Genomic DNA, 20,584 nt, shown 5'->3' with positions numbered 1-20,584 from the left:
GCCCACCCGGGTCGCGGCCCTGTGCGCGTATGAAGGAGGTGCCGGGTCATGACGATGGACATGTCCCGGTACCTGGGCCTCTTCATCTCGGAGGCCACCGAGCACCTGGAGGCGCTCGGGCGGGACCTCGTGGAATTGGAGCGCGAGGCCACTGCCAGCACCGTGGACTCGATGTTCCGGCACGCCCACTCGGTGAAGGGCATGGCGTCGTCCATGGGCTTCGAGCCCATCGCGATGCTGGCGCACCGGGTGGAGGACCTGGTGGATGCGGTGCGGCAGGACCGCAAGCTCCTGGACCGGGACCTGGTGGACCTGCTGCTCAACGCCGCGGACACGCTCACCGCCCAGGTGCGCGCCGTGGCGTCCAACCGCGAGCCGGAGCAGGCCGAAGCGCTGCTCAAGCAGCTGGGCGCCCGGGTGCAGGCGCTCACCGGCCACGCCCCCGCCGCGACCCGCGTGGCCCAGGTCACCGCGCTCAAGCCGTCCTCCGGAGGGGAGGGAGAGGGCTCGGGAGGCGCGGGCTCCTCGGGGACGCCAGGCGGCTCCGCCGGTCCGGCCTCGGGTTCAGGGCCACCGGGGGGCGCCGCTGGCGCCTCGGGAGCCGGTGCGTCGGGCGCGGGGACTCCGGACAGCGCGGCCGACGGCTCGGCGTCGGGTCCGGGGGCCGGTGCGTCGGACGCCCCTGTCGTGGGGGTGGCGGGCTCGCAACCTTCGGCCGGTGCATCGGGCTTGGGAGCGGCCGGCGGTGACGCGCCCTCGAGTGCCCCGGGCACGAGCGCTTCCGGCGCGGCACCGCCCTCCACCCTGACGGTGATGCCGCCAGCGGCGCTGATGCCGCCGCGCGACCTGAGCGGTCCGGATGCCCTCTACGGCGCCCCGGTCGCCCGGTCCCTGGCGGTGGTGCCGGACAGCGACGCTTCCGCCTCCGTGGTGGCGCTGGCGTCGGGGCTCAAGGCCGTGGCCAGCGTCGTGGACGGCAAGGCCGGCGCTCCCCGCTGGTCCGTGCGCCTGCGCATCTCCCCCTCCTGCCAGGTCCCGGGTGTGCGCGCGTTCCTCGTGCACAAGCGGCTGTCCACGCTGGGCACGCTCGTGGACCTGCGCCCGCCCCTGGAGGAGCTCAAGGCCGGCCGCATCCCGGACGGCTACATCCAGGTGGACGTGGAGACCGGCGTGGGTGACGCCGGCATCCAGGCGGCCCTGCGCAACGTGGCCGAGGTGGAGGTCGTCTCCGTCGCGCCCGCCGTCCCGGAGCCGCCCGCGCTCCCCGTCGCCGCGCCCGCGTCCGACCCGGCGCGCGCCTCCGCCGACGCGGGCTCGCGCACGGTGCGCGTGCGCACGGAGCTGCTCGACTACTTCCTCGACACGGTGGGGGAGCTGATGCTCGCCACCGCGCGCCTGCGCGAGGTGGGCAAGGTGCTGCCGGAGAACACGCGCCCCGCGCTGGAGGAGGGCGTCTACCGGCTGCACACGCTGGTGAAGGACCTGCACGACAAGGTCATGAGCGCGCGCATGACGCCGCTGTCGCTCATCACCGACCGGCTGCCCCGCGCCGCGCGCGACCTCGCCCGCCGCAAGGAGCGCGAGGTGGAGCTGGTCATCACCGGCGCGGAAATCGAGCTCGACCGCGCCATCCTCGACGAGCTGGCGGATCCGCTGCTGCACCTCTTGCGCAACTGCATCGACCACGGCCTGGAGTCCCCGGACGAGCGGGCGGTCGCGAAGAAGCCCCCGCGCGGCCGGGTGACCGTCACCGTGCGCCGCGCGCGCGACCGCGTCATCATCGACATCGAGGACGACGGCCGGGGCATGGACCCCGCGAAGCTCAAGGCCGCGGCGCTCAAGCGCGGGCTCATCAGCGAGGACGCCGCCCAGCGCATGGCGGACCGCGACGCGTTCCTCCTGTCATGTCTGCCCGGCGTCTCCACCGCCAAGGACATCACCGACATCTCCGGCCGCGGCGTGGGCATGGACGCGGTGAAGCGCGTGGTGGAGAGCGTGGGCGGCACGCTCGAAATCGACAGCGAGCGCGGCCGGGGCACGGTCTTCACGCTGCGCCTGCCACTCACCGTCGCCGTGGTGCACCTGCTCCTGGTGGAGGTGGGCGAAGAGGTGTTCGGCCTGCCCATCGCCAAGGTGGTGGGCGCCACGGAGGCGGATCCCCAGTCCCTGAGCAAGAGCCGGGAGACGGCGCTGCTGCCCCACGGCAACGGGCTGTTGCCGGTGCACGCGCTGGAGTCGCTCCTGGGGGTGCCCGCGTCGCCCAGGCCCGGCTTCCGGCCCTTCGTGGTGATGGAGGGCGACGCGGGCACCGGCAAGGTGGCGCTGGCGGTGGATCGCCTCCTGGGGCAGGAGGAAGTCGTGCTCAAACCCTTGTCCCGACCCCTGGACTTGCTGCCGGGATTGTCCGGCGTGACCATCCTGGGCAGCGGCCGTCCCGTGTTCATCCTGGACGTCCCGAGGTTACTGACCGCGTGAGCCCCCCCCTGCCCAGTGACGCGCAGCTCGACGCCCTGCGCGAGGTGGCCAACATCGGCTGCGGACACGGCGCCAACGCGCTGGCCCGGCTCGTGGGTGGCCGCGTGGACCTGTCCGTCCCCGAGGTGCGCGTCACGGACGCCGCCCAGGGCCCCGCGCTCTTCGCGGACGAAGCGCCCGCTGTCGCCGTGAGCCTGGGCATGACCGGCGAGCTGCGCGGCGCGCTGGTCCTGGCGCTGCCGTCCGTGGACGCGGAGGCGCTGGAGTCCGCGCTCTTGAGTGGCCACCCCGCCTCCCCCGAGGAGCGCGAGAGCGCCCTGGCCGAGGCCGCGAACATCCTCGCCAGCGCGTGCCTGTCCGCCATCGGGCGGCTGACGGGCTGGCGGCTGTTGCCCTCCGTGCCGCGGCTCCAGCGCGGCCCCGTGCGCCCGGTGCTGGCCGGGGTGCTGGGCGACGTGGAGCCGGGGCCGGGCGTGGTGCTGGCTGCGCGCTTCTCCGCCGTGGGCCCCACGCCCCTGGGCGGCCAGATGCTGCTGGTGCTGGAGCGCGGGAGCGCCCAGGCGCTCCTGTCCCGGCTGGGCCTCTAGGTCCGCCTGGAGCACCGGGGGCGGGTGCGGTAGACCGCTCGCCCATGGACGAGAAGGCGCTCAGGGCCCTGCTGGGCCAGGTGAAGACGGGCAAGGTCAGCCTGGACGACGCGGTGGGCAAGCTGAAGGACCTGCCGTACGCGGAGCTGGGCTACGCGACGGTGGACACGCACCGCAACCTGCGGTTCGGCTTCCCGGAGGTCGTGCTGGGCGAGCCCAAGACGGTGGAGCAGATCCTGGGCATCGTCGGCGCGCTGGTGAAGCGCAAGCAGACGGTGCTGGTGACGCGGCTGCAGCCGGAGAAGGCGGAGGCCCTGGTGGCGCGCTTCCCCAAGGGCCAGTACCACCCGGTGGCGCGCATCTTCCACCTGCCCCAGCGCAAGGTGAAGGCGGGCCGCGTCGCGGTGGTGACGGGCGGCACCAGCGACCTCCCCGTGGCGGAAGAGGCGGCCATCACCGCGGAGGCCATGGGCGCGGAGGTGCGGCGCGTCTACGACGTGGGCGTGGCGGGCATCCACCGGCTCCTGCGCCGGCGTGAAGAGATCCAGGAGTGCCACGTCGCGGTGGCGGTGGCGGGAATGGAGGGAGCGCTCGCGAGCGCGCTCGGCGGCCTCGTGGGCATCCCGGTGGTGGCGGTGCCCACGTCGGTGGGCTACGGCGCGAACCTGAAGGGCGTCTCCGCGCTGCTCTCGATGCTGAACTCGTGCGCGTCCAACGTGGCCACGATGAACATCGACAACGGGTTTGGCGGCGGCTTCTACGCGGCGCTCATCTCCCGCACCAAGGGCCGGAGCTGAGGAAGCCATGCGACGCATCCTCTACCTGGAGCCGGTGGGCGGCATCGCCGGGGACATGTTCCTGGCGGCGGGCATCGACCTGGGCGTGTCGCCGGACGCGCTGACGCAGGCGCTGTCCGGCCTCGACGTGCCGGGCTGGAAGCTGGCGGTGTCGCGCGCGGTGCGCCACGCCATCAGCGGCACGCACCTGGACGTGGTGCTGGACGCGAAGGAGGCGCACCCGCACCGCGCCTACGCGGACATCCGCCAGCTGATTGAAGCGGCGCCCACGCTGCCGGAGCGCGCGAAGGCGCGGGCCCTGGCGGTGTTCCGCGCCATCGGCGAGGCCGAGGCCAAGGTGCACGGCGTCTCCATCGACGAAATCCACTTCCACGAAGTGGGCGCGGTGGACTCCATCGTGGACATCTGCGGCGCCGCCGTGGTGCTGGAGCTCTTGGGCGACCCGGAGGTGCACGCCGCGCCGCCGCCGCTGGGCAGCGGCACCATCCGCGTGGCGCACGGCCAGATGCCCATCCCCGTGCCCGCGACGCTGGAGCTCCTGCGCGACGTGCCGGTGCGCTTCGAGGGCGTGGGCGAGCTGACGACGCCCACGGGCGCGGCGCTGCTCAAGGTGCTGACGAAGATTGGCCACCCGCCGGACTTCATCGTGGAGAAGGTGGGCTACGGCGTGGGGACGAAGGACTTCCGCGACCGGCCCAACGTGCTGCGCGCGTCGCTGGGCCGCGTGGAGACGCAGGCCACCGAAGGGCTGTGGGTGGTGGAGGCGAACCTGGATGACGCCACGCCGCAGCTGCTGGCGCACCTGGTGGAGCGGCTCCTGGAGGTGGGCGCGAAGGACGCGTGGGTGTCCCCGGTGGTGATGAAGAAGGGCCGGCCCGCGCACCTGTTGGGCGCGCTGGTGGAGGGCGGCCTGCGCGAGGCGGTGGTGGACACGCTGTTGCAGGAGTCCACGTCGCTGGGCGTGCGCTACCACCGGGTGGAGCGCCACGCGCTGGAGCGCGACTTCGTGGAGGTGGAGACGCCGTGGGGCCAGGTCCGCGTGAAGCGCGGCCTGCGCGACGGCCGGGTGCTCAACGCGCACCCGGAGTTCGACGACTGCGTCCGGCTGGCCCGTGCGGCCGGTGTGCCGGTGAAGCAGGTGATGGCCGCCGCGATGGCGGCCCTCATGCCCTGAAGCTCGGCCGAAGCTCGGGACGACGACTACGCCGGCCGCGCCAGGGTGATGATGCCGAAGGTGGCGCCGCCCGGGTCGGCGACGATGGCGATGCGGCCGTAGGGAGAGTCGAACGGCTGCATGAGCACCTGGCCGCCCTTGGCGGTGACAGTGGCGGCGGCCTCGTCGGTGTTGGCCACGGAGAAGGTGGTCATCCAGTGGGGCGGCACGTTCGCGGGCGTCGAGGCATCCATCTGCATCACGCCCGCCGTCTCACGGCCGTCCTTCTTCACGACCCAGTACTGCATCCGGTCGTCCGGCATCTTGTCCGCCGTCATCCCGAAGAGGTCCTTGTAGAAGGCCACGGCCTTGGCGCCGTCGCGCGACTTGGCCTCATGCCAGGCCATGGCGCCGGGCTCGTTCACCAGCCCCGCGCCGGGGAACAGGTTCGGCTGCCAGAAGCCGAAGGCCGCGCCGGTGGTGTCCGTACAGAAGGCCATGCGTCCCGCCTCCATGACGTCCATGGGCTCCATCATCACCTGACCGCCCAGCTCCTTCACCCGGGCGACGGAGCGGTCCACGCTCTCCACGGCGAAGTAGGTGTTCCACGCCGGAGGGAACGGCGCGTCCTTGGGGCGCGGCATCATCGCCGCCACGTGCTGGCCGTTCTTGCGGGCCATCGTGTAGTAGCCGTTCTCCTTGGAGCTGGGGTCGAACGTCCAGCCGAACAGCGCCCCATAGAAGTCCTGGGCCTTCTCCAGGTCCCAGGCCGCCAGATCCACCCAGGACACCGTCCCCGCAGCGTGCTCCGTCATCGCAGGCATCGTCGCTCCCCTCGAAGTGCGCCCGGAGGAACCCGGGCTACCTGCAAGGTAACAGCGGATCCGGCGGGGACTGAAAGGATTTTCAGTGTCGCTTCGCGTCAGCGGAGGGGCTGACGCGCGAGCCCCTGCGCGAACGCATCCGTGTTGCCTCCCGCCACGCACACCGGCAGGCCCTCCACGACACCGCAGCGTGCGCCCGCGTCGAGGAAGGGGCGCACATGCTGCGGCAGCAGCACGTACGCGGTGCTCGCGTCCAGTCCGCCCGTGGGCAGCGATGCGTTGCACTCCGCGGCCAGCTCCGCAGGCGTGCGCGACGCGTAGCCGCTGTTGAACGTGAGCTTCAGCCGGTATGCCTGATACGCCAGCGCGTTCACCAGCGGTTCGTCATAGCGGCACACCCACTGCACCTGCGGTGGGAAGAGGGCCAGGTGTTGGTAGGGGCCTTTCAGCGCATCCCAGTCCGTGGAGGTCAGGCGGTGGAAGCGCACGGGCTTGAAGAGGGCGCTCTTCTCCTCGCGCACGTCGTACACCTGCAGCGCCAGCGCCACCGTGAGCGCGGCCACGGCCACCGCGGGCACGCCGCGCCACAGCCGCGCCACCACCAGCACGGCGCCGGCGAAGAGCAGGTAGTGCAGCGGCCAGACGAAGCGGCCGGACGCGCGGAACGCGTTCGTCGCCTTCACCAGCGGCGCGTACAGCCCGTCCAGGTCCGCCACCGGCTGGCCCAGCCACGTCACGCGCGACGACAGCGCGTAGACCGCCATGAGCAGCACCATCACCGCCGCGGGGAGCACCCGGCGCCAGTCCAGCGCGCGCGCCTCGCGCCCGCGGACGAACAGGCTCACCACGGCCACCACCCCGAGCAGCAGCGCCCCCGCGCCCAGGTAGCCGAAGCCCTCGCCCTGCCGGGGCGCGGCGGGCAGGTCCGGCAACAGGCGGCTCCAACCCATGGGGTTCACCAGCGTGGCCAGGTCCGCGGAGAACTCTCCGAAGCCCTCCGCGCCCAGCCCGCTGCCGCCGAAGTAGCCGAAGAGGGCGAACAGCCCCACGTCCAGCGCGGCGATGCCCGCGCACAGGGCCGCGACGCGCCCGGGGCCGAGTTTCCGGCTCCAGACGAGCCGCACCCCGAGCGTCAGCGTCAGCGGCATCAACATGGCCACCCAGTACGGATGCGTGCCCGACGCGATGGCGTTGAAGAGGGCGGCGAGTCCCAGGCTCCGCGTCGCGGCGCGCGCGTCCGGGAGGTCGCGCAGGTTGAGCCACAGCAGGGCCAGCAGCAGCCAGTGCGCGCACAGCGTGGGGTGGCCGAACCGCGCCACCATCACCGGCGACAGCGCCAGCAGCGCGCCGCCCAACGCCACGGGCACCGGGCGCGGGGACACCACCTCCACCAGCCTCGCGCCGAAGTAGCCCATCAGCGCGTAGCACAGGGCCAGCCACGGCCCGGTGTACTGGAAGTCCACGGGCAACAGCGGTGAGAGGGGCTTGAGCAGCAGCGCCACCCACGGGTTGCCGTCCGTGAGCGCCACCGACGAGCCGTAGGGATAGAAGTGGTTGGGCGCCGCGCCCAGGGGCAGCGCCCAGTCCGCGTTGCGGAAGAAGAGCCAGCCGAAGATGTGCGCGGCCCAGTCCTCGCGCATCATCCAGTCGATGCGCGTGGGCGGCAGCACCGGCCCACCGCCCAGCCACAGGAACCAGCCCAGCCCGCCGAGCACCGCCAGCGCTCGCGCCACGACGAGGGCCCGGTGGGAGGTGGAGGGGAGCGGGGGACTCGGGGAGGGGGCGGACTCGCTCAAGGCGCGGCGACTGTAGGCGCCCGCTTCCGTGCCCCGCAACCGCCCGCTGCCCGCGCGGGGCTCAACGCGGGCAGTGGCGCGCGTCGCGCGGGCCCCCCGGTTTGGAAATCCCATCCGTGCAGGGGGGGCGCAGCCCGCCAGCATGAAGGCGGCCACGGTGGCGCTCGGCAGCGCGGTGTGCGCGAGGAGGAAACGGGACACGCGGAGGACCGTCAACGTCTCAGGGAGATTTCCAGGCCGTACTGCGGATCCACGCCGGTCCGGCCATTGGCGGTGACGCGGTCCATGCCCACCTGGGCGGACAGCCGCAATCGCATGCCCGCGAGCCGCCCCGTCACGCCCGCGGCCACGTGTCCGGTGAGCATCGCGGGGTCCGCCTGCCGGAAGCCCGGCGCCGTCAGCCCCAGCAGGCCCCAGCCCAACCCGGCTTCCGCGAACAGCGGTGTGTTCGCGGGATGCTCCAACCCCACCAGCCCCTCCACCGTGAGGCGGTGCAGCCGGATGCCGTCCCGGGCCGCGAGCGGCGTCACGCCGTACGCCCCGCGCACGCCGTAGTAGAGCAGGTCCAGCGAGGACGGCGTGCGCCACGACAGGCTGGGCCCGGCGGCGAACCTCGCCAGCCCCAGCGGCGAGCGCCCCGCGCCCAGGCCCAGCTCCAGCCGGGACGTCCAGTGGGGCGGCGGAGCGGCGGCCAGCGCCGGGCGCGCCCCGCCGATGACGGGCGGCTGGAAGGGCGTGCTGAAGTCCACCGGAACCAGCCTCGCGGCGGCGACGTACTCGTCGTAGAAGGAGCGGTCCAGCGGCACGGCGAACAGGCCCCGGCGGAGCGCCTCCTCCGCGGGACCGCGCTCCTGCAGCTCACGCGGGCGCAGCTCGGGCATGCCCTTGGACAGCTGCGCCAACGTCACGCGCGCCTCCGCGTCCGGCGCGCGCACCCAGTACACGTCGCGCAGGGGCAGCAGGATCTGCGTCCACTGCTGCGGCGCCCGGCGCAGGTCCACCAGCCGCTGGCCGGCCGCGTCCTCCACGGAGAGTCGCGCGTACTCGAAGCCGGCGGGGAAGGTGAGCCGGGGCCCTTCCGGCGCGGGTCCCACCAGCGGGCGGCGAGGCGCGGCCGTGGGCGCGAAGGCGTTGACGGACAGGCGCGCGGGCAGGCCCTTCACGCCGTGCAGCGAGGCGGCCACGAACGCGGCCAGCTCGCTGTACTCCACCTGCCCGTCGCCGTTGATGTCCGCGCCACCCAGCAGGCCGGAGCGGGCCACGTGGCTGAAGACGCCCGCGCGGATGCGGGACCACTCGTGCGTCTCGCCGTCCTCGCTCTCCGCGAAGAGGGCGCCCACGTTCGGGCGCGACGCCAGCTGTTCGCGCGCCAGGACGCCGCGCAACTCCGCCAGCACCGCCGCGTCCGGCGTGCCGCCGCGGCTGCCCACCACCCCCGAGGCGCGGCACGCGTCCGCGATGACGTGCACGTAGTCCGCGCCCAGCGGATCCACGACCTCCGAATAGAGGCTGGTCCGGTCGAGGCGCGCGTCGGCGAGCGTGAAGTAGGCGCGGCCCGCGTCGTCCGTGTTGCCGTGGCCCACGTAGATGATCAGCACGTCCGTCTGGTGTCCCGCCGCGTGGTCCGCGAGGGCCGCCGCTTGCAGCCGCTTCACGGCCTGCTCCACGGCGGCGCGCGTGGGCGGCTGCGCGGACCGCAGCACGAGGCTGCCGGCCTTGCGCGTGGGCTCGTCCGGATCCACCAGCAGCGTCGTCTCCACGCCCAGCCGCTGGAGCGTCTCCGCCCACAGGACGCCGTCGTCGTCCGCGTAGCGAAGCGGCGGGAGCGCGGGAGCGTCACTGCCGTTGTGGGCAATGACGAGCGCGCGCCGGACCGTGTCCGCGAATGCCTCCGGCGCCGAGAAGAGCAGCGCCGCCCCCAGGAGGACTTCCAGCTTCTTCATGGAGCATCCTTTACCCGGACCTCCTGCCTGAGCACCACCACCCCCCCTGCCGCCTCGCCGCGCAAGGCCGCCAGGGTGGGGTCCGGGTGCTCGGAGAACGTGGCGGTGACCTCCGCCATATCGGCCCCCGCGGGCAGCGCGACCGTCAGCTCCAGGGGGTGCTCCTCGCCGGCCTTGCCGCTCAAGGGGAAGGGGCCGTTGATCTCCTCGTGGCCGCCGGCGCGCACGCGCACCGCGACGTGGGTGTAGGGAGGACGGGCCCCCGCCGCGAAGGCCAGCGTGGCGCCCGGCGGGCACGCCGTCCCGGGGCGCAGTTCGAACAGCGATTGGCCCGGCGCCGCGCAGAAGACGCGCAGGACGGGCTGGGCCAGCGGCGGGGCCGGGTCATGCACGGCCCCCCGCGGGCTCCACTCGGGTTCGGAGGGAGCGGTGGGGCCCACGGAGGTGGGCGTCACCCTCACGACCAGGAAGAGGGCCGCGAGCGTCGCGCCGAGCACCGCCAGCGTGGGCCACCGGGCCGGGGCGGCGTCCGGGGGCGCGGCGGCGTTGAGGGCGGCGTCCAGGCCCGCGGCGGTGAGCGTCTCCAGCTCCGTGGCGGTGGGGGTGTCCGTCTGGCCGGACTCGAGGACGCGGTGGGCGCGGGCCCACTTGTCGTAGCGGGCGCCGCAGCGGGCGCAGGCGTGGGCGTGGCGCAGGAGCCGCGAGGATTCGGGGGCGGACAGCTCTCCCAGCGACCAGCGCGTCAGTCCCGCGTCCACATGGCGTTCGTACCACTTCATGGGAGGCTCCCGAATGGGATGGCGCACAGCAGGGCCAGGGTGGCCAGCAGGGCGCCCAGCTGGAGGCGTCCCGGGACGGCATCACCGTCCAACCACCCCGAGTCCTTCAGGTGTTCGGTGAACTGCAACCGCAGGCGGCGTTCGCGCACCCGCAGCTCGCCGCGGGTGAGCTTCAGCTGGTTGGCGGCGGACTCCTGGGACAGGCCGTCCATGAAGCGCAGCTGCGCGAGCGCGCGCCCTTCGTCGGGCAGGCCCTCCAGGAAGCGGCGCACGAGGGTGCGGACCTCGGCGCCCAGCGCTTCTTCCTCCGGGCTCTTGCCCTCGGTGGAGGCGTGCGTGAGCTCCGGCGCGTCTTCCAGGGGGATGGCCTCCCGGGCCACGCGGCCGGAGGCGCGCATCAAATCAATGGCGGTGGACCGGGCGACGCTGAGCAGGAAGCCCAGGTAGGGGCGCACGCCGTCGTAGGCCTGGCGCATGTGGGGGCGGAAGGCCCGCACGAAGGTCTCCTGGTGCGCGGCGTCCAGGTCCAGGGGCGTGAGCGCGACGGAGCGCGTGCCGGTCTCCGAATGCACGGCGAAGCGCCGGGACAGGTAGCGCAGCACCTCGGGCGAATAGGTCCGGTAGACCTGGGTGAGCACGGCGGTGTCACCCCGGCGGAACGCCTCCAAGACGGACCGTTCTGTTCCTGGCAGCACGCGGAAGGCTCCGTGTCTCCTGGAGGCGCCCGGCCGGGCCCCTTCTGGAAATGAGATACGAAATGACCCCGAAAATCGGGTCGTTCGTCACACGCACGGCGCGCGTTTTCTTGAGCCCGGCTCAGGGGGGGCGAACCCGGGCGTTGGCCTCCGGAGCCCAAGGCCGAGGGTTCGAATCCTGCGCGGTGAAGGCCCGGCTGGACCTGCTTGCGTAGCGTCGCGGGCCGCACTCACGCTGGGCCGGCGGACCCGTCCATCGCTTCGCCCGTCCACCACCCGGGCGAGGTCTCCTTCCAACGGAGCGTGGCGGGGCGACCGAAGGGCTCCGCCAGCTTCTGTTCCATCCGGGCCCGGGCCTCCTCGAACGAAGTGGCGGGAAGGCTGCCGGGCAGCCTCCCGTCCAGGGTTCCGCCGGCCTGGGTGGAGACGGCGTAGCGCCAGCCCTCGGTGGGCCCGGGTTGGTAGAGCGCGACGGAGCGGAGCGCTTCGTGCGCCGGGAAGTGGCTCATGCCCCGGGGCTTACCGCAGGCGCATGGCGTCTACGGAAACGCGTCCACCACGGTGTAGCCCACGTTTCGAGGGAGGAGCGGAGCGCCGGGCTTGGAGCCCGGAGCTTTCGGCCACCGGCCGTCACTGTTCCCGAGGACGAAGCAAACCGGGTAGCTGCGGCCGTCAGGCGTCTCCACGCGTGTGTAGCGGCCCACGACCTCCTCTCCCCCCGTCCACAGCCGTCCGTAGACCAGGGTCCCTTGCGGAAGCCGGCCGTGTTGTTCCTCCAGGACGCTGACGACGTCTCCGTCGCCCACGGTGGTCAGCAGGGCATCCGGACGGAAGGGATAGCGGACGTCGAGCGTGATGGCCGCCTTTCCATCCCGCCGCAGCTTCAGCGCCTTCATCGCATCCAGGGCCTCCGTGGGGCAGCGTTGGGGCTTGGGCACCACCTGCGCACCCGCGCAAGCGAGGAGGGTCGAGGCCGCGCCGACGGCCAACGCGCAGTCGCGCGCCAGCGAGCGGCTGCGAACCGGGCGGTCCTGCTTCAAGGGAATGCTCATGGCTTCCTTCTCCAGCGGAAGCGGCGCAGGGAAGGAAGGGGCCGCTCCGGACGCGGCAGCTTGGTCGGGCCCGGGCACTCGCGCCACGGGAGGCGGCGCGGGGCTCGCTGGCGCATCGACGTCGGTGTTCGAGAAGACTCCCTGACTCCAGCCCAGCCACACCATGGCCAGCACGCACGCGACGACCATGGCGCCCCGGCGCCAGAGGGCCTTGCGCGCCTGTCGGTGGAGCCTCGTGCTCGCGGCGAGGATGGCCTGGGCTTCCTTCCGGGCGACGTGCGCGGGGACCCGGCGACGCAGTCCGCGCGCATCGCGGAAGCGCTGGACCCGGTCCAGGCGCTGGAGGCGTGCGTGCTGGAGTGGAACCTCCTGTCCCGGAGCCACCGGCCCCGCCATCCCGGGCACCTCCTGTGTCGTGCGTGTGGAAGAGGAGGGCGGTGTGGCCCAGTCGAACAGGGGCAGGTCCCAGGATGCATCCGCATGCGCCAGGGCCTGATGCAGTTCGGAGGCCAGCGCGGCTGCGCTCGGTGGCCGCGCGTCGGGCGAGAACGCGAGCAGACGCGTGACGAGCGATGCCAGCGCCTCCGGCACGCGCGGATTGAGCCATGCGTGTGCCGGCCTTTCTCCCGCCTGGGGGAGCGGTGGATAGGTATCCGTCAGCAAGCGATGGAAGGTGACGCCCACGGCGTACAGCTCATCCGTCACACCGTAGCGAGGCGATGCCTGGGCCTGTCGTGAAGGCGCTTCCATCCGCCAGGGGTGGAGTTGTGGACTGGCGTAGTGCGCCGTGCCGGGAGGGAGCTGGCCTGTTCCGGTCAGGGGAGCCGCATCGGGATGCCAGCCCGCCCCCCAATCCAGCAAGGTGAGGCGTCCAGCGGGCTGGACGAGGATGTTGTCTCCCTTGAAGTCGCGGTGCAGGACGCCGCGCTGGTGCGCGAAGGCCAGGATCTCCGCGGCCTGCATGAACAATGCGCCCGCCTCCCGAGCCGTGGGATTGCGGGCGCGAGCCCACGCATAAAGCGGCTCACCCTCCACGTGCTCCATGACCAGGAACGGGTGGTTCTCGGAGCCAGGCTGCCAATCGCCCGAGGCCACGATGCGAGGCACCCCCGGATGCCGCAAGCGGGACAGCACCTCCGCTTCACGTGAGAACCAGGGGCTGTCCGGTTGGCGCGCGAGCTTCAGCGCATACCGCCTGCCGCGAGGACGACCCTTCGCGTGCACGACGTAGACCGCACCGTATCCCCCTGCCGCCAATCGCTGGACGACGTGCCAGGAGCCAATGAGAGTGCCAGCTGGAAGCGCATCCACCACCATCAGCCGCATGGAGGAATGGGCCGGGCTGAAAGCCTTCTGGACGGGTTTCGTGGATGCGTGACGCGTGAGCTCCGCGTGCTCGCCGGGCGGTGTCTCATGGGGGCTCATGGCACCACCTGTTCCCAGCGGACGCCGCGCTCGCCCTTCGCGTCGAGCAGCTCCAGGGTGAAGTCCGTGCCCGCGGGCAGGTCCTGAAGCTCACGCCATTCCACCACCACGGCCGCTCGCTCTCCGGGGGCCAGCTGCTTCACCTGCATGAGCAGGGGAAGCTCTCGGACCGGGATGCCAGGGGCATTGGGCCCGCGTGGGGTCATCCGGGCGAAGCCAGGGACCCAGGGGGCTGAACCCTCGGGGTTGAGCAGCGAGGTCGACAGGGCCCGGGTGTTCGCCGCGCGGTAGAGCACGTGCGGGCCGATGGCGGCGATGCCCATGCTCACGGGAAGCGCCGGCAGATACTCCACGGAGACACCCTCCCGGGTGATCGCCCCCGTCAACACCGCGCCGCCCAGTCCACTGAGCGCGCACTGCGCACGCAGCGTCGCGAGCCCCGCCTCGGTGACGGCGCACCGGGCCCGCAGGTCCGCGAGCTCCTTTCCCAGGTCCTGCGCGGTGCGCCCCTGCCGCAGCACCTCCACCTGTGAATCCACCTCCGCCTCCACGGTCGTGAGCGCGAACCCCACCTGCACGGGAGCACCGGGCCCCGCGAAGCGCACGGTGAGCACGGGCTCCCTGCCCGCGGGGACATCCATGGACGCCTTGAGGACGAGCACGTCGTCGTGCACCACCACTCGGGAGAAGAAGGGGGCGAGCACGCGCCGGTCCACGGACTCCGGAGCGATGGGCGCGTCGAAGGTGATGGTGGTCACCTCATGGGCGGCGACATGCAGGGGATGCAGCACCGGCGGTTCCTCCGCGCTCAGCGTGAGCATCCGGGCCTTGCGCTCCCTGACCAAGGGAGTGCGGGACTGCGCCACCGCCGTGGTGCCCAGCAGGACTGCCAGCACCAGGGGAATGACCGAAGCGGACAGCGACATCACGGGTCACCTCCATCCTTCAAACCTAACAGATAGGGGTGACACACAAGAGAGTCCACGGGCCTGGCAAGCCTGGATGCAGCGGCTGGAGAGAGGAAAAACCAGCCTACCTCAAGAGTCCTTGAGAGGAATACCTACTCGACACTCGTTTTCCCGGCTGGAGGCGCTTCAGGAGGGGGGCGATGGCGTCCGCGCTTCGGTGTGCGGAGCAGGGCTGTCAGTGGGGACCTCTACCGCGTACAAAGGCCGGCAGCCGGTCCCATGAAGACGGCGACATCAAGTCCCTGTTCCGATGTCATGCAGACACCGCACCTCTCCTTGCCATGTCGGCTCGTGCCGGACGCATCCGCCAGCCGATGCGACAAGCCCCGAGCGCATGCGTGGCTTGCGCAGGGAGATGTTCACTTGCGCAAGTCCCTACGACCGCCGTCCCGTCTTCCGCGCGAAGAACGCGCGGTTGAACGTCGCGCTCCCCCACATGCGCGGGTCGTCCGGGAACCCCTCCTTCGCCAGGGATTCATCGCTCTGGTCCGCGAGCCAGCGGATGAGCTCCTCCCGTGACGCGAAGGTCTGCTTCGGCTTGGAGTCTCCCTGGATGTACCGGAAGCCGTACGCGTACGTGGCATCCCCGGACCGCCACAGCGCGCGGGACACGCCTTCGCGCGGATCCACGGTGATGGACAGGTCCGCCCCCGCGTCCAGCAGCTCCGCCACCCGCTGCGCCAGCGCCCGTCCGTAATGACGTGAATCGAAGTGGGCCTCCGCCCGGGCCTGCTCCTTCGCGTCCTGCTCCCGAGTGGCCGCGTCCGTCAGCTGCATGCGCGGCGGCGCGTGCGCGTCACAGACGATGGACAGCGCGATGTCCCCCAGCTCCGGCGCGGACGCGTGACGCCGCTGCATCAGCGCCTGCACCTGGACGCGCGGCGCCTCCGGCAGCGAACCGAACGTCAGCGCTCCGTCCGGCGCCGTGAAGATCAACGTGTCATCCAGGACCTGTCCCCGGTGCTTCAACGACGCGGACAGCTCAATGCGAGCCAGCCCACGGGCCTCGCGTTCGGCGTGCAGCCAGCGGATGACGTCGGACGCTTCGGTCAGCAGGGCGGAGGTCATGGTGGGGCCGCGACCTTCGCATGGCGCGCGCTGCCGGTGCCTGGGCAGGGAACCTGACATTCCTGTCGCGTTTGAGGGCCATTCACGCGCTCCAGTGCACTCGGAGTCCGGGGCGCCAGCGTCAGGGAGGTCCTGGCCGCGGGCTTGCAGAGCGTTGCGCCGCCAACACCCAACGCCGTCGGATGACGGCTCAACTCCCTGGACGACATGACTGCTCGACACATCATCGCATCGCTGGCGCTGACCTCCTTCCTGGGCGCCCTGCCGGCCGCGGCCCAGGAGCCCAAGAAGTCCGGGCTCGCGCTGGGCGTGCGCGGCGCCATTGGCATTCCCGTGGGCGACTCCTTCAGGGACACCTCGCTCCGCGACACCTTCGGCACCACCGTGGCGCCGCAGGTGGACGTCTCCTGGTTCTTCAGCCGGCAGCTCTCGCTGGGCGGCTACTTCCAGTACGGCATCGGGTCGGGCCCGCACGACTCATGCTCCGGCGAGAACAACCCGTCCTGCACGAGCACGGTCCTGCGCGTCGGCGTCGACCTGGACTACCACTTCCTCCCGGATGGCTTCATCGGGCCCTGGGTGGGCGTGGGCGTGGGCTACGAAATCGGGAAGCTGGAGGCGGGCAGGGGCGCCTCGAACACGTGGCTGAAGCTGGAGGGTTATGACCTGGCCCACGCCCACCTCGGCTTGGACCTCCACCTCACCCGCTCCATCGCGGTGGGGCCCTACATCTCCGCGTCCGTGGGGCAGTACAGCGAGGGCGCGGTCCGCCTGGGCGACGTTGAAACCAGCGACAACCTCACCAGCGACGAGAAGCGCATCCACGTCTGGGTCCAGCCGGGCGTGCGCGTGCAGTTCCGGCTGTAGTCACCGCCACGAAGCCCTCACGTCTCCGGCGAAGGAGGCGTGGGGGCAGTCTGCGGGAAGCCCGCTCAGAACGCGCTGCCGTCCGCCCGGCGGCCCGGGGTCGGGAAGTAGGTGTCCATATAGCCCGTGGCGCTCAGGTCCGGAGTACGGTTAAACGAGTAGCCCTGGTACACGTCCACGCCTGGTTCTTGGTACGAGTGGCTGTCTTGCACCGTGCCATCCGGCCGTACCAGGTACACGATGTCACCTGCGCCGTAGGAAGTACCGTTCCACTGGTTGCGGCCCCGGTCGAGGCGCAGCCCGTAGCCGTTGTTGTTGGCGAACGTCGCGTAGGGCATTCCCGCCGGCACCGCCGACGCTCCGGAATACACCACGTACCCCTTGCCCGCCGGCAGCACCGTGCCGGCCACGAACGTGTGCCGGGGCGTCCCGGCTTGGTACGACGACGCGTCGTGGATCTTCCAGCCACTCAGGTCCACCGCCGTCGAGCCGGAGTTGTAGATCTCCACGAACTGCTGGTCGTAGTCCGGCGTCGTCCCGCCCGAGGCCGGCGGGTTGGGCTGCGGCAGGTACTCGTTGATGAACACCTGCGGCACCGGCCGCGTCATCGTGAAGGCCCCGTCGCTCACGTCCGCCACGTCCGAGCGCGTGGAGTCCGCCACACGCACCCGCGCGGAGGTGGAGGACTCGCTGGGCACCGTCCACGCATAGCGGCCCGTGGACGCCGTCAGGCCTGACGCCACCGGGCGCCACACGGTCCCGTCCAGCGTGTACGTGAGGTCCACCTGCGTCACGTTGCTGGACGTCCAGGTGATGTTGAACGTCTTGCCCGCCTGCAGCGTCTCGCCGCCGTTGGGCGCGGTGAGCCTCACGCTGCGCGCCTCCGCGGCCGTGCCGAAGTTGAACTTGCTGAAGATGGGGTAGTGGTCCGACGTGCTGGTCTTGTAGTTGGCGATGGCCGGCTTGAGCACCTCCGTGGAGTTCGCCACGTGGTACGCCGCCAGCTCGTTCGTCACCAGCTGATGGTCGATGAACTGGCTGTTGCTCACCGTCGAGCGCGCCCCGGACTCCGACAGCGACTGGGTGAGGAACTTGTAGTGCGTGGGATCCTTCACGAAGGCTTCGTAGGGCGACGCGTACGGCGTGTAGATGGACGCGTCCACGTCGTCGTTCCAGTCGCCCAGCACCATCACGTTCTGCGTCGGCAGGTACGTGTCCAGGTAGTTCTTGAGGCACGCCGCCGCGCCCTGGCGCCGCGCGTACGAATCCGAGTCCGCGTACGCCTTCATGTGCAGCACCATCACCGTCAGGTCCACCGGCGCGGCGCTCCGCGTGACCTTCAGGTCCACGCGCAGGGGCGGGCGGTACGCGAAGTCCAGCGCGCACTCCGTCAACACGACGTTCGAGCTCACCACCTGCACCGCGTCCGTCTTGTAGAGCAGGCCCACCTTCTGGGTCGACGCGCCATAGTAGGAACCGCTGGCGAGCAGGCCGCTGTACCCGGACAGCCCGCTCTTCAGCGAGTTGAACGCGTCCACGCCGACGATCTCCGCCACCCCCAGCACGTCCGGCCCCGCGTCCGCGATGACCGCTGTCGCGTTGGCCAGCTGCAGCGCCTCGTCGGAGGGCCCGTTGCCCGGCGTCGGGTCCCCGAACCACTCGATGTTCCAGTTGCCCACCTTGAGGGTCGCCGTCCCGCCGTCCGTCGGGGTGCCACCGTCCGTCTTCGTCCCGCCGTCCGTCGGGGTGCCACCGTCCGTCTTCGTCCCACCGTCCGTCGTCCCGCCGTCCGTCACCGGGCCGCCGTCGGGCAGCTCCCCGGACGACGTCTGCACGGGCAGTTGGATGACCGCGTCCGCGAGGGCGCCGTTGGCATCCTTCACCCGCAGGATGAACTCATACAGCGCCGGACCCCGCGGCGTGCCGGACAGCACCCCGTCCTCCGACAGCGTCAGGCCATTCGCAATCGCCCCGCCCGCCTGCGACCAGGTCAGGGGCTGCGCGCCGCCCGTGGCGCTGAAGGTGAAGGTGTAGGCGCTGCCTTCCTTCACGGCCGGCAGCGGAGACGCCGTGGTGATGACCGGCGCCGACCACACCTTGAACGCATAGCCCCGCGTGTTCTGGGTGCCCTTCGCGTCGCGCACGGACACCTTCAGCGTCCATTCGCCGGCCGTCGTCGCGGGCCCCACCAGCCGCCCGCTGTCCCCATAGAAGGAGAAGCCCGGCGGCACCTGGTCCACCGAATACGTGAGCGGCGCCGTGCCGCCCGTCGCCGTCAGCACCTGCTCATACGCCACGCCCACCGTGGCCGCCGACAGCGTCACCTGGGGCAGCACCGGCCCCGCCGACATGGGGTCGTCGGAGCCACCACAGGCCGCCAACGTGACGAGGGAGGTGACGACGACGAGCGACGCGAACGCTCGGAGGGACTGGGACGACATAGAAAGAACGCTCCAGCACCGGGCCGCCCCAACGCGGCTTTCCCGGAAGAGGGCTGGCACCATAACGTGTCTTGCATCCGACTGTCGCGAGTCACCCCCTCTTGCACTGCGGCGGGGCGCCTGACGCACTGCCGCAGGGCAATCGTTGGCGCGCTCCGCCGTCCTACACGGACAGCGCGGAAGGCTTTGCGCGCGGTCCACACGTGCAGTTGGATGGTTCGAGCAGACGACGGAGGAGACGCGTCATGGCCGAGAAGTGGGACAGGCAGTTGATGGACTTCCTCAAGCGCACCGGCGAAGACCTCAAGCGCACCACGGACGACCTCCGCGGCGAGGCCGAGCGCCTCCTCAAGGAAGTGAAGGACCCGGAGAAGCAGGCCAAGGTGAAGGAGGGCCTCGTGCAGCTGCGCACCTGGGCCGCCGCCACCACCAAGACGGCCGCGGAGAAGATCGAGACCGCCGTGCGCCGCGTGGAGACCTCCGTCGAGGAGGCCTTCAAGCCCGGCTTCGGCTCCGACGCCGCCACCCCCCCGCCTTCCGCCGCCAGGGAGAAGGCCTCCCAGGCCGCCCCGGAGGCGGAGGCCGCCCCCAGCCGCCCGGCCCGCGCGAAGAGCGCCGGCACCTCCAAGTCCGCCAACAAGTCCATCGGGCGCAAGAAGACCGCCGGCGCCCCCGCCGCCGCCAAGGGCGCCCGGGCCACGAAGAAATCAGCTTCCAAGAAAACCTTGGGCCGCAAGAAACCCGCGCCCGGGACGTGAAGTTCCGTTGCCCATGAAGCCCGCGCCTGCCCGCATGCCGGGCACGCGCCGGGTCCCAGGTCCTGTTGGATCGCTCCGCGTCGCGTGAGATAGTGCGCGCCGTGTCGGGTACCAATGACAAGGGCAGCATCCAGACGGACATCGGGCAGGACGTGATCGACGAGGCGGTTCGCAGCGTCGAGCGTCGGATGGATGGAGACGCGGACGGCGCGCAGACGGAGGTGGAGCTGGACGTCTCCGCCCCGGCCGACGCGGACGCCGCCACCCCCGAGGTCGCCTCCCCCACTGAAGACATGGCCGCGCTCCGCCAGGAGGTGGAGTCCCTGCGCGCGCAGCTGGACTTCAGCCAGACCAAGGCCCGCGAGACGCTGGAGCGCCTCAAGGAAGCGCACGAGCGCGCCAAGGACTTCCAGGACCGGGCCATCCGCTCCGCCGCGGACCTGGAGAACTACCGGAAGCGCGCGCAGAAGGAGAAGGAGGACGTCCAGCGGTTCGGCGTGGAGAAGCTCCTCAAGGACCTGCTCCCCGTGGTGGACAACCTGGACCGCGCGCTCGATGCCGCCGGCAAGTCCCCGGACTTCGACAGCTTCCAGAAGGGCGTGGCCATGACGCGCAAGTCCTTCGAGGACGCGCTCGCCCGCCATGGCGTGAAGGGCTTCTCCGCCAAGGGGCAGCCCTTCGACCCGCGCCTGCACGAAGCCATCCAGCAGGTGGAGTCCGCGGACGTCCCGGCGGGCCACGTGCTCTACGAGGTGACGCGCGGCTTCCACCTCAACGACCGGCTGGCGCGCCCCGCCATGGTCGTCGTCGCCCGCGCGCCGGAGGCCGCTGCCCCGCCTCCGGAGCCCGCCGCGCCCGCGGCCAGCGCGGAAGCACCGAAGGCCTCTGAAGAAGGCAGCAGCGCCGCGACCCAGCCGTCCGCGTCGTCCGACAGTTCCTCCGGGGGGAGTCAGTAG

Annotated in this window: 17 protein-coding genes; 7 read left to right on the top strand and 10 right to left on the bottom strand. The window is 71.7% G+C overall.

What is annotated here, in order from left to right; translation table 11 throughout:
- Positions 1 to 48 precede the first annotated feature (48 nt).
- The 4 genes from KYK13_RS35035 to larC are packed head-to-tail and all read left to right on the top strand — an operon-like array spanning position 49 to position 5,033.
- Positions 49 to 2,475 (top strand): chemotaxis protein CheA, encoded by a 2,427-nt coding sequence (locus KYK13_RS35035; RefSeq protein WP_223638816.1) that lies wholly within the window; start codon positions 49 to 51, stop codon positions 2,473 to 2,475.
- Positions 2,472 to 3,062 (top strand): chemotaxis protein CheC, encoded by a 591-nt coding sequence (locus tag KYK13_RS35030; protein ID WP_223638812.1) that lies wholly within the window; start codon positions 2,472 to 2,474, stop codon positions 3,060 to 3,062. Before KYK13_RS35035 ends, KYK13_RS35030 begins: the two co-directional genes overlap by 4 nt.
- A 44-nt stretch (positions 3,063 to 3,106) precedes the next feature.
- Complete coding sequence (gene larB, locus KYK13_RS35025) at positions 3,107 to 3,859, top strand: nickel pincer cofactor biosynthesis protein LarB (protein ID WP_223638810.1); 753 nt, start codon at positions 3,107 to 3,109, stop codon at positions 3,857 to 3,859.
- Positions 3,860 to 3,866: 7 nt separating this feature from the next.
- Positions 3,867 to 5,033: a nickel pincer cofactor biosynthesis protein LarC gene (gene larC, locus KYK13_RS35020; RefSeq protein WP_223638808.1), complete on the top strand. Its 1,167-nt coding sequence runs from the start codon at positions 3,867 to 3,869 to the stop codon at positions 5,031 to 5,033.
- A 26-nt stretch (positions 5,034 to 5,059) separates the two neighbouring features.
- On the opposite strand, the gene KYK13_RS35015 is transcribed toward larC, so the two are convergent.
- The 9 genes from KYK13_RS35015 to KYK13_RS34975 all read right to left on the bottom strand — a co-directional run bounded on the left by KYK13_RS35015 (position 5,060) and on the right by KYK13_RS34975 (position 15,562).
- Entirely contained in the window at positions 5,060 to 5,827 is a 768-nt protein-coding gene (locus tag KYK13_RS35015) for a VOC family protein (protein ID WP_223638806.1), read from the bottom strand.
- A 107-nt stretch (positions 5,828 to 5,934) separates the two neighbouring features.
- On the bottom strand, positions 5,935 to 7,833 hold the full coding sequence (locus KYK13_RS35010; protein ID WP_223638804.1) for a DUF6311 domain-containing protein: 1,899 nt from the start codon (positions 7,831 to 7,833) through the stop codon (positions 5,935 to 5,937).
- An 11-nt stretch (positions 7,834 to 7,844) separates the two neighbouring features.
- Positions 7,845 to 9,575 carry a caspase family protein gene (locus KYK13_RS35005; protein WP_223638802.1) on the bottom strand — a complete coding sequence of 577 codons (1,731 nt, stop codon included), beginning with the start codon at positions 9,573 to 9,575 and terminating at the stop codon, positions 7,845 to 7,847.
- Positions 9,572 to 10,354, bottom strand: coding sequence for a hypothetical protein (locus tag KYK13_RS35000; RefSeq protein WP_223638801.1), 783 nt, complete (start codon positions 10,352 to 10,354; stop codon positions 9,572 to 9,574). The genes KYK13_RS35005 and KYK13_RS35000 overlap by 4 nt, the downstream gene beginning before the upstream one ends.
- Complete coding sequence (locus KYK13_RS34995) at positions 10,351 to 11,022, bottom strand: RNA polymerase sigma factor (RefSeq protein WP_255654098.1); 672 nt, start codon at positions 11,020 to 11,022, stop codon at positions 10,351 to 10,353. Before KYK13_RS34995 ends, KYK13_RS35000 begins: the two co-directional genes overlap by 4 nt.
- A 257-nt stretch (positions 11,023 to 11,279) precedes the next feature.
- Positions 11,280 to 11,558: a hypothetical protein gene (locus KYK13_RS34990; protein WP_223638797.1), complete on the bottom strand. Its 279-nt coding sequence runs from the start codon at positions 11,556 to 11,558 to the stop codon at positions 11,280 to 11,282.
- Between the two features lie 30 nt (positions 11,559 to 11,588).
- Entirely contained in the window at positions 11,589 to 13,526 is a 1,938-nt protein-coding gene (locus tag KYK13_RS34985) for a serine/threonine-protein kinase (protein WP_223638795.1), read from the bottom strand.
- Positions 13,523 to 14,452 carry a DUF2381 family protein gene (locus tag KYK13_RS34980; protein ID WP_223638793.1) on the bottom strand — a complete coding sequence of 310 codons (930 nt, stop codon included), beginning with the start codon at positions 14,450 to 14,452 and terminating at the stop codon, positions 13,523 to 13,525. The genes KYK13_RS34985 and KYK13_RS34980 overlap by 4 nt, the downstream gene beginning before the upstream one ends.
- Positions 14,453 to 14,869: 417 nt before the next feature.
- On the bottom strand, positions 14,870 to 15,562 hold the full coding sequence (locus KYK13_RS34975) for a hypothetical protein (RefSeq protein WP_223638791.1): 693 nt from the start codon (positions 15,560 to 15,562) through the stop codon (positions 14,870 to 14,872).
- A gap of 207 nt (positions 15,563 to 15,769) precedes the next feature.
- Here KYK13_RS34975 and KYK13_RS34970 point away from each other — a divergent pair, with 207 nt between their 5' ends.
- A complete protein-coding gene (locus tag KYK13_RS34970; protein WP_223638789.1) occupies positions 15,770 to 16,429 on the top strand; it encodes a porin family protein in 660 nt (219 codons plus the stop codon).
- 65 nt (positions 16,430 to 16,494) lie between these two features.
- Here the strand turns inward: KYK13_RS34970 and KYK13_RS34965 are convergent, their stop codons facing one another.
- Positions 16,495 to 18,870: a lamin tail domain-containing protein gene (locus KYK13_RS34965; RefSeq protein WP_223638787.1), complete on the bottom strand. Its 2,376-nt coding sequence runs from the start codon at positions 18,868 to 18,870 to the stop codon at positions 16,495 to 16,497.
- A gap of 245 nt (positions 18,871 to 19,115) precedes the next feature.
- Between KYK13_RS34965 and KYK13_RS34960 the strand changes: the two genes are divergently transcribed.
- Positions 19,116 to 19,628: a transcriptional regulator gene (locus tag KYK13_RS34960; protein WP_223638785.1), complete on the top strand. Its 513-nt coding sequence runs from the start codon at positions 19,116 to 19,118 to the stop codon at positions 19,626 to 19,628.
- A gap of 92 nt (positions 19,629 to 19,720) precedes the next feature.
- Positions 19,721 to 20,584: a nucleotide exchange factor GrpE gene (grpE, locus tag KYK13_RS34955; protein WP_370645217.1), complete on the top strand. Its 864-nt coding sequence runs from the start codon at positions 19,721 to 19,723 to the stop codon at positions 20,582 to 20,584.

It is taken from the genome of Corallococcus sp. EGB, from assembly GCF_019968905.1.
In the GTDB taxonomy this organism is placed as follows: domain Bacteria; phylum Myxococcota; class Myxococcia; order Myxococcales; family Myxococcaceae; genus Corallococcus.
Note: the sequence above shows the minus strand (reverse complement) of the source record. Positions and strands in the feature narration are given on the sequence as shown.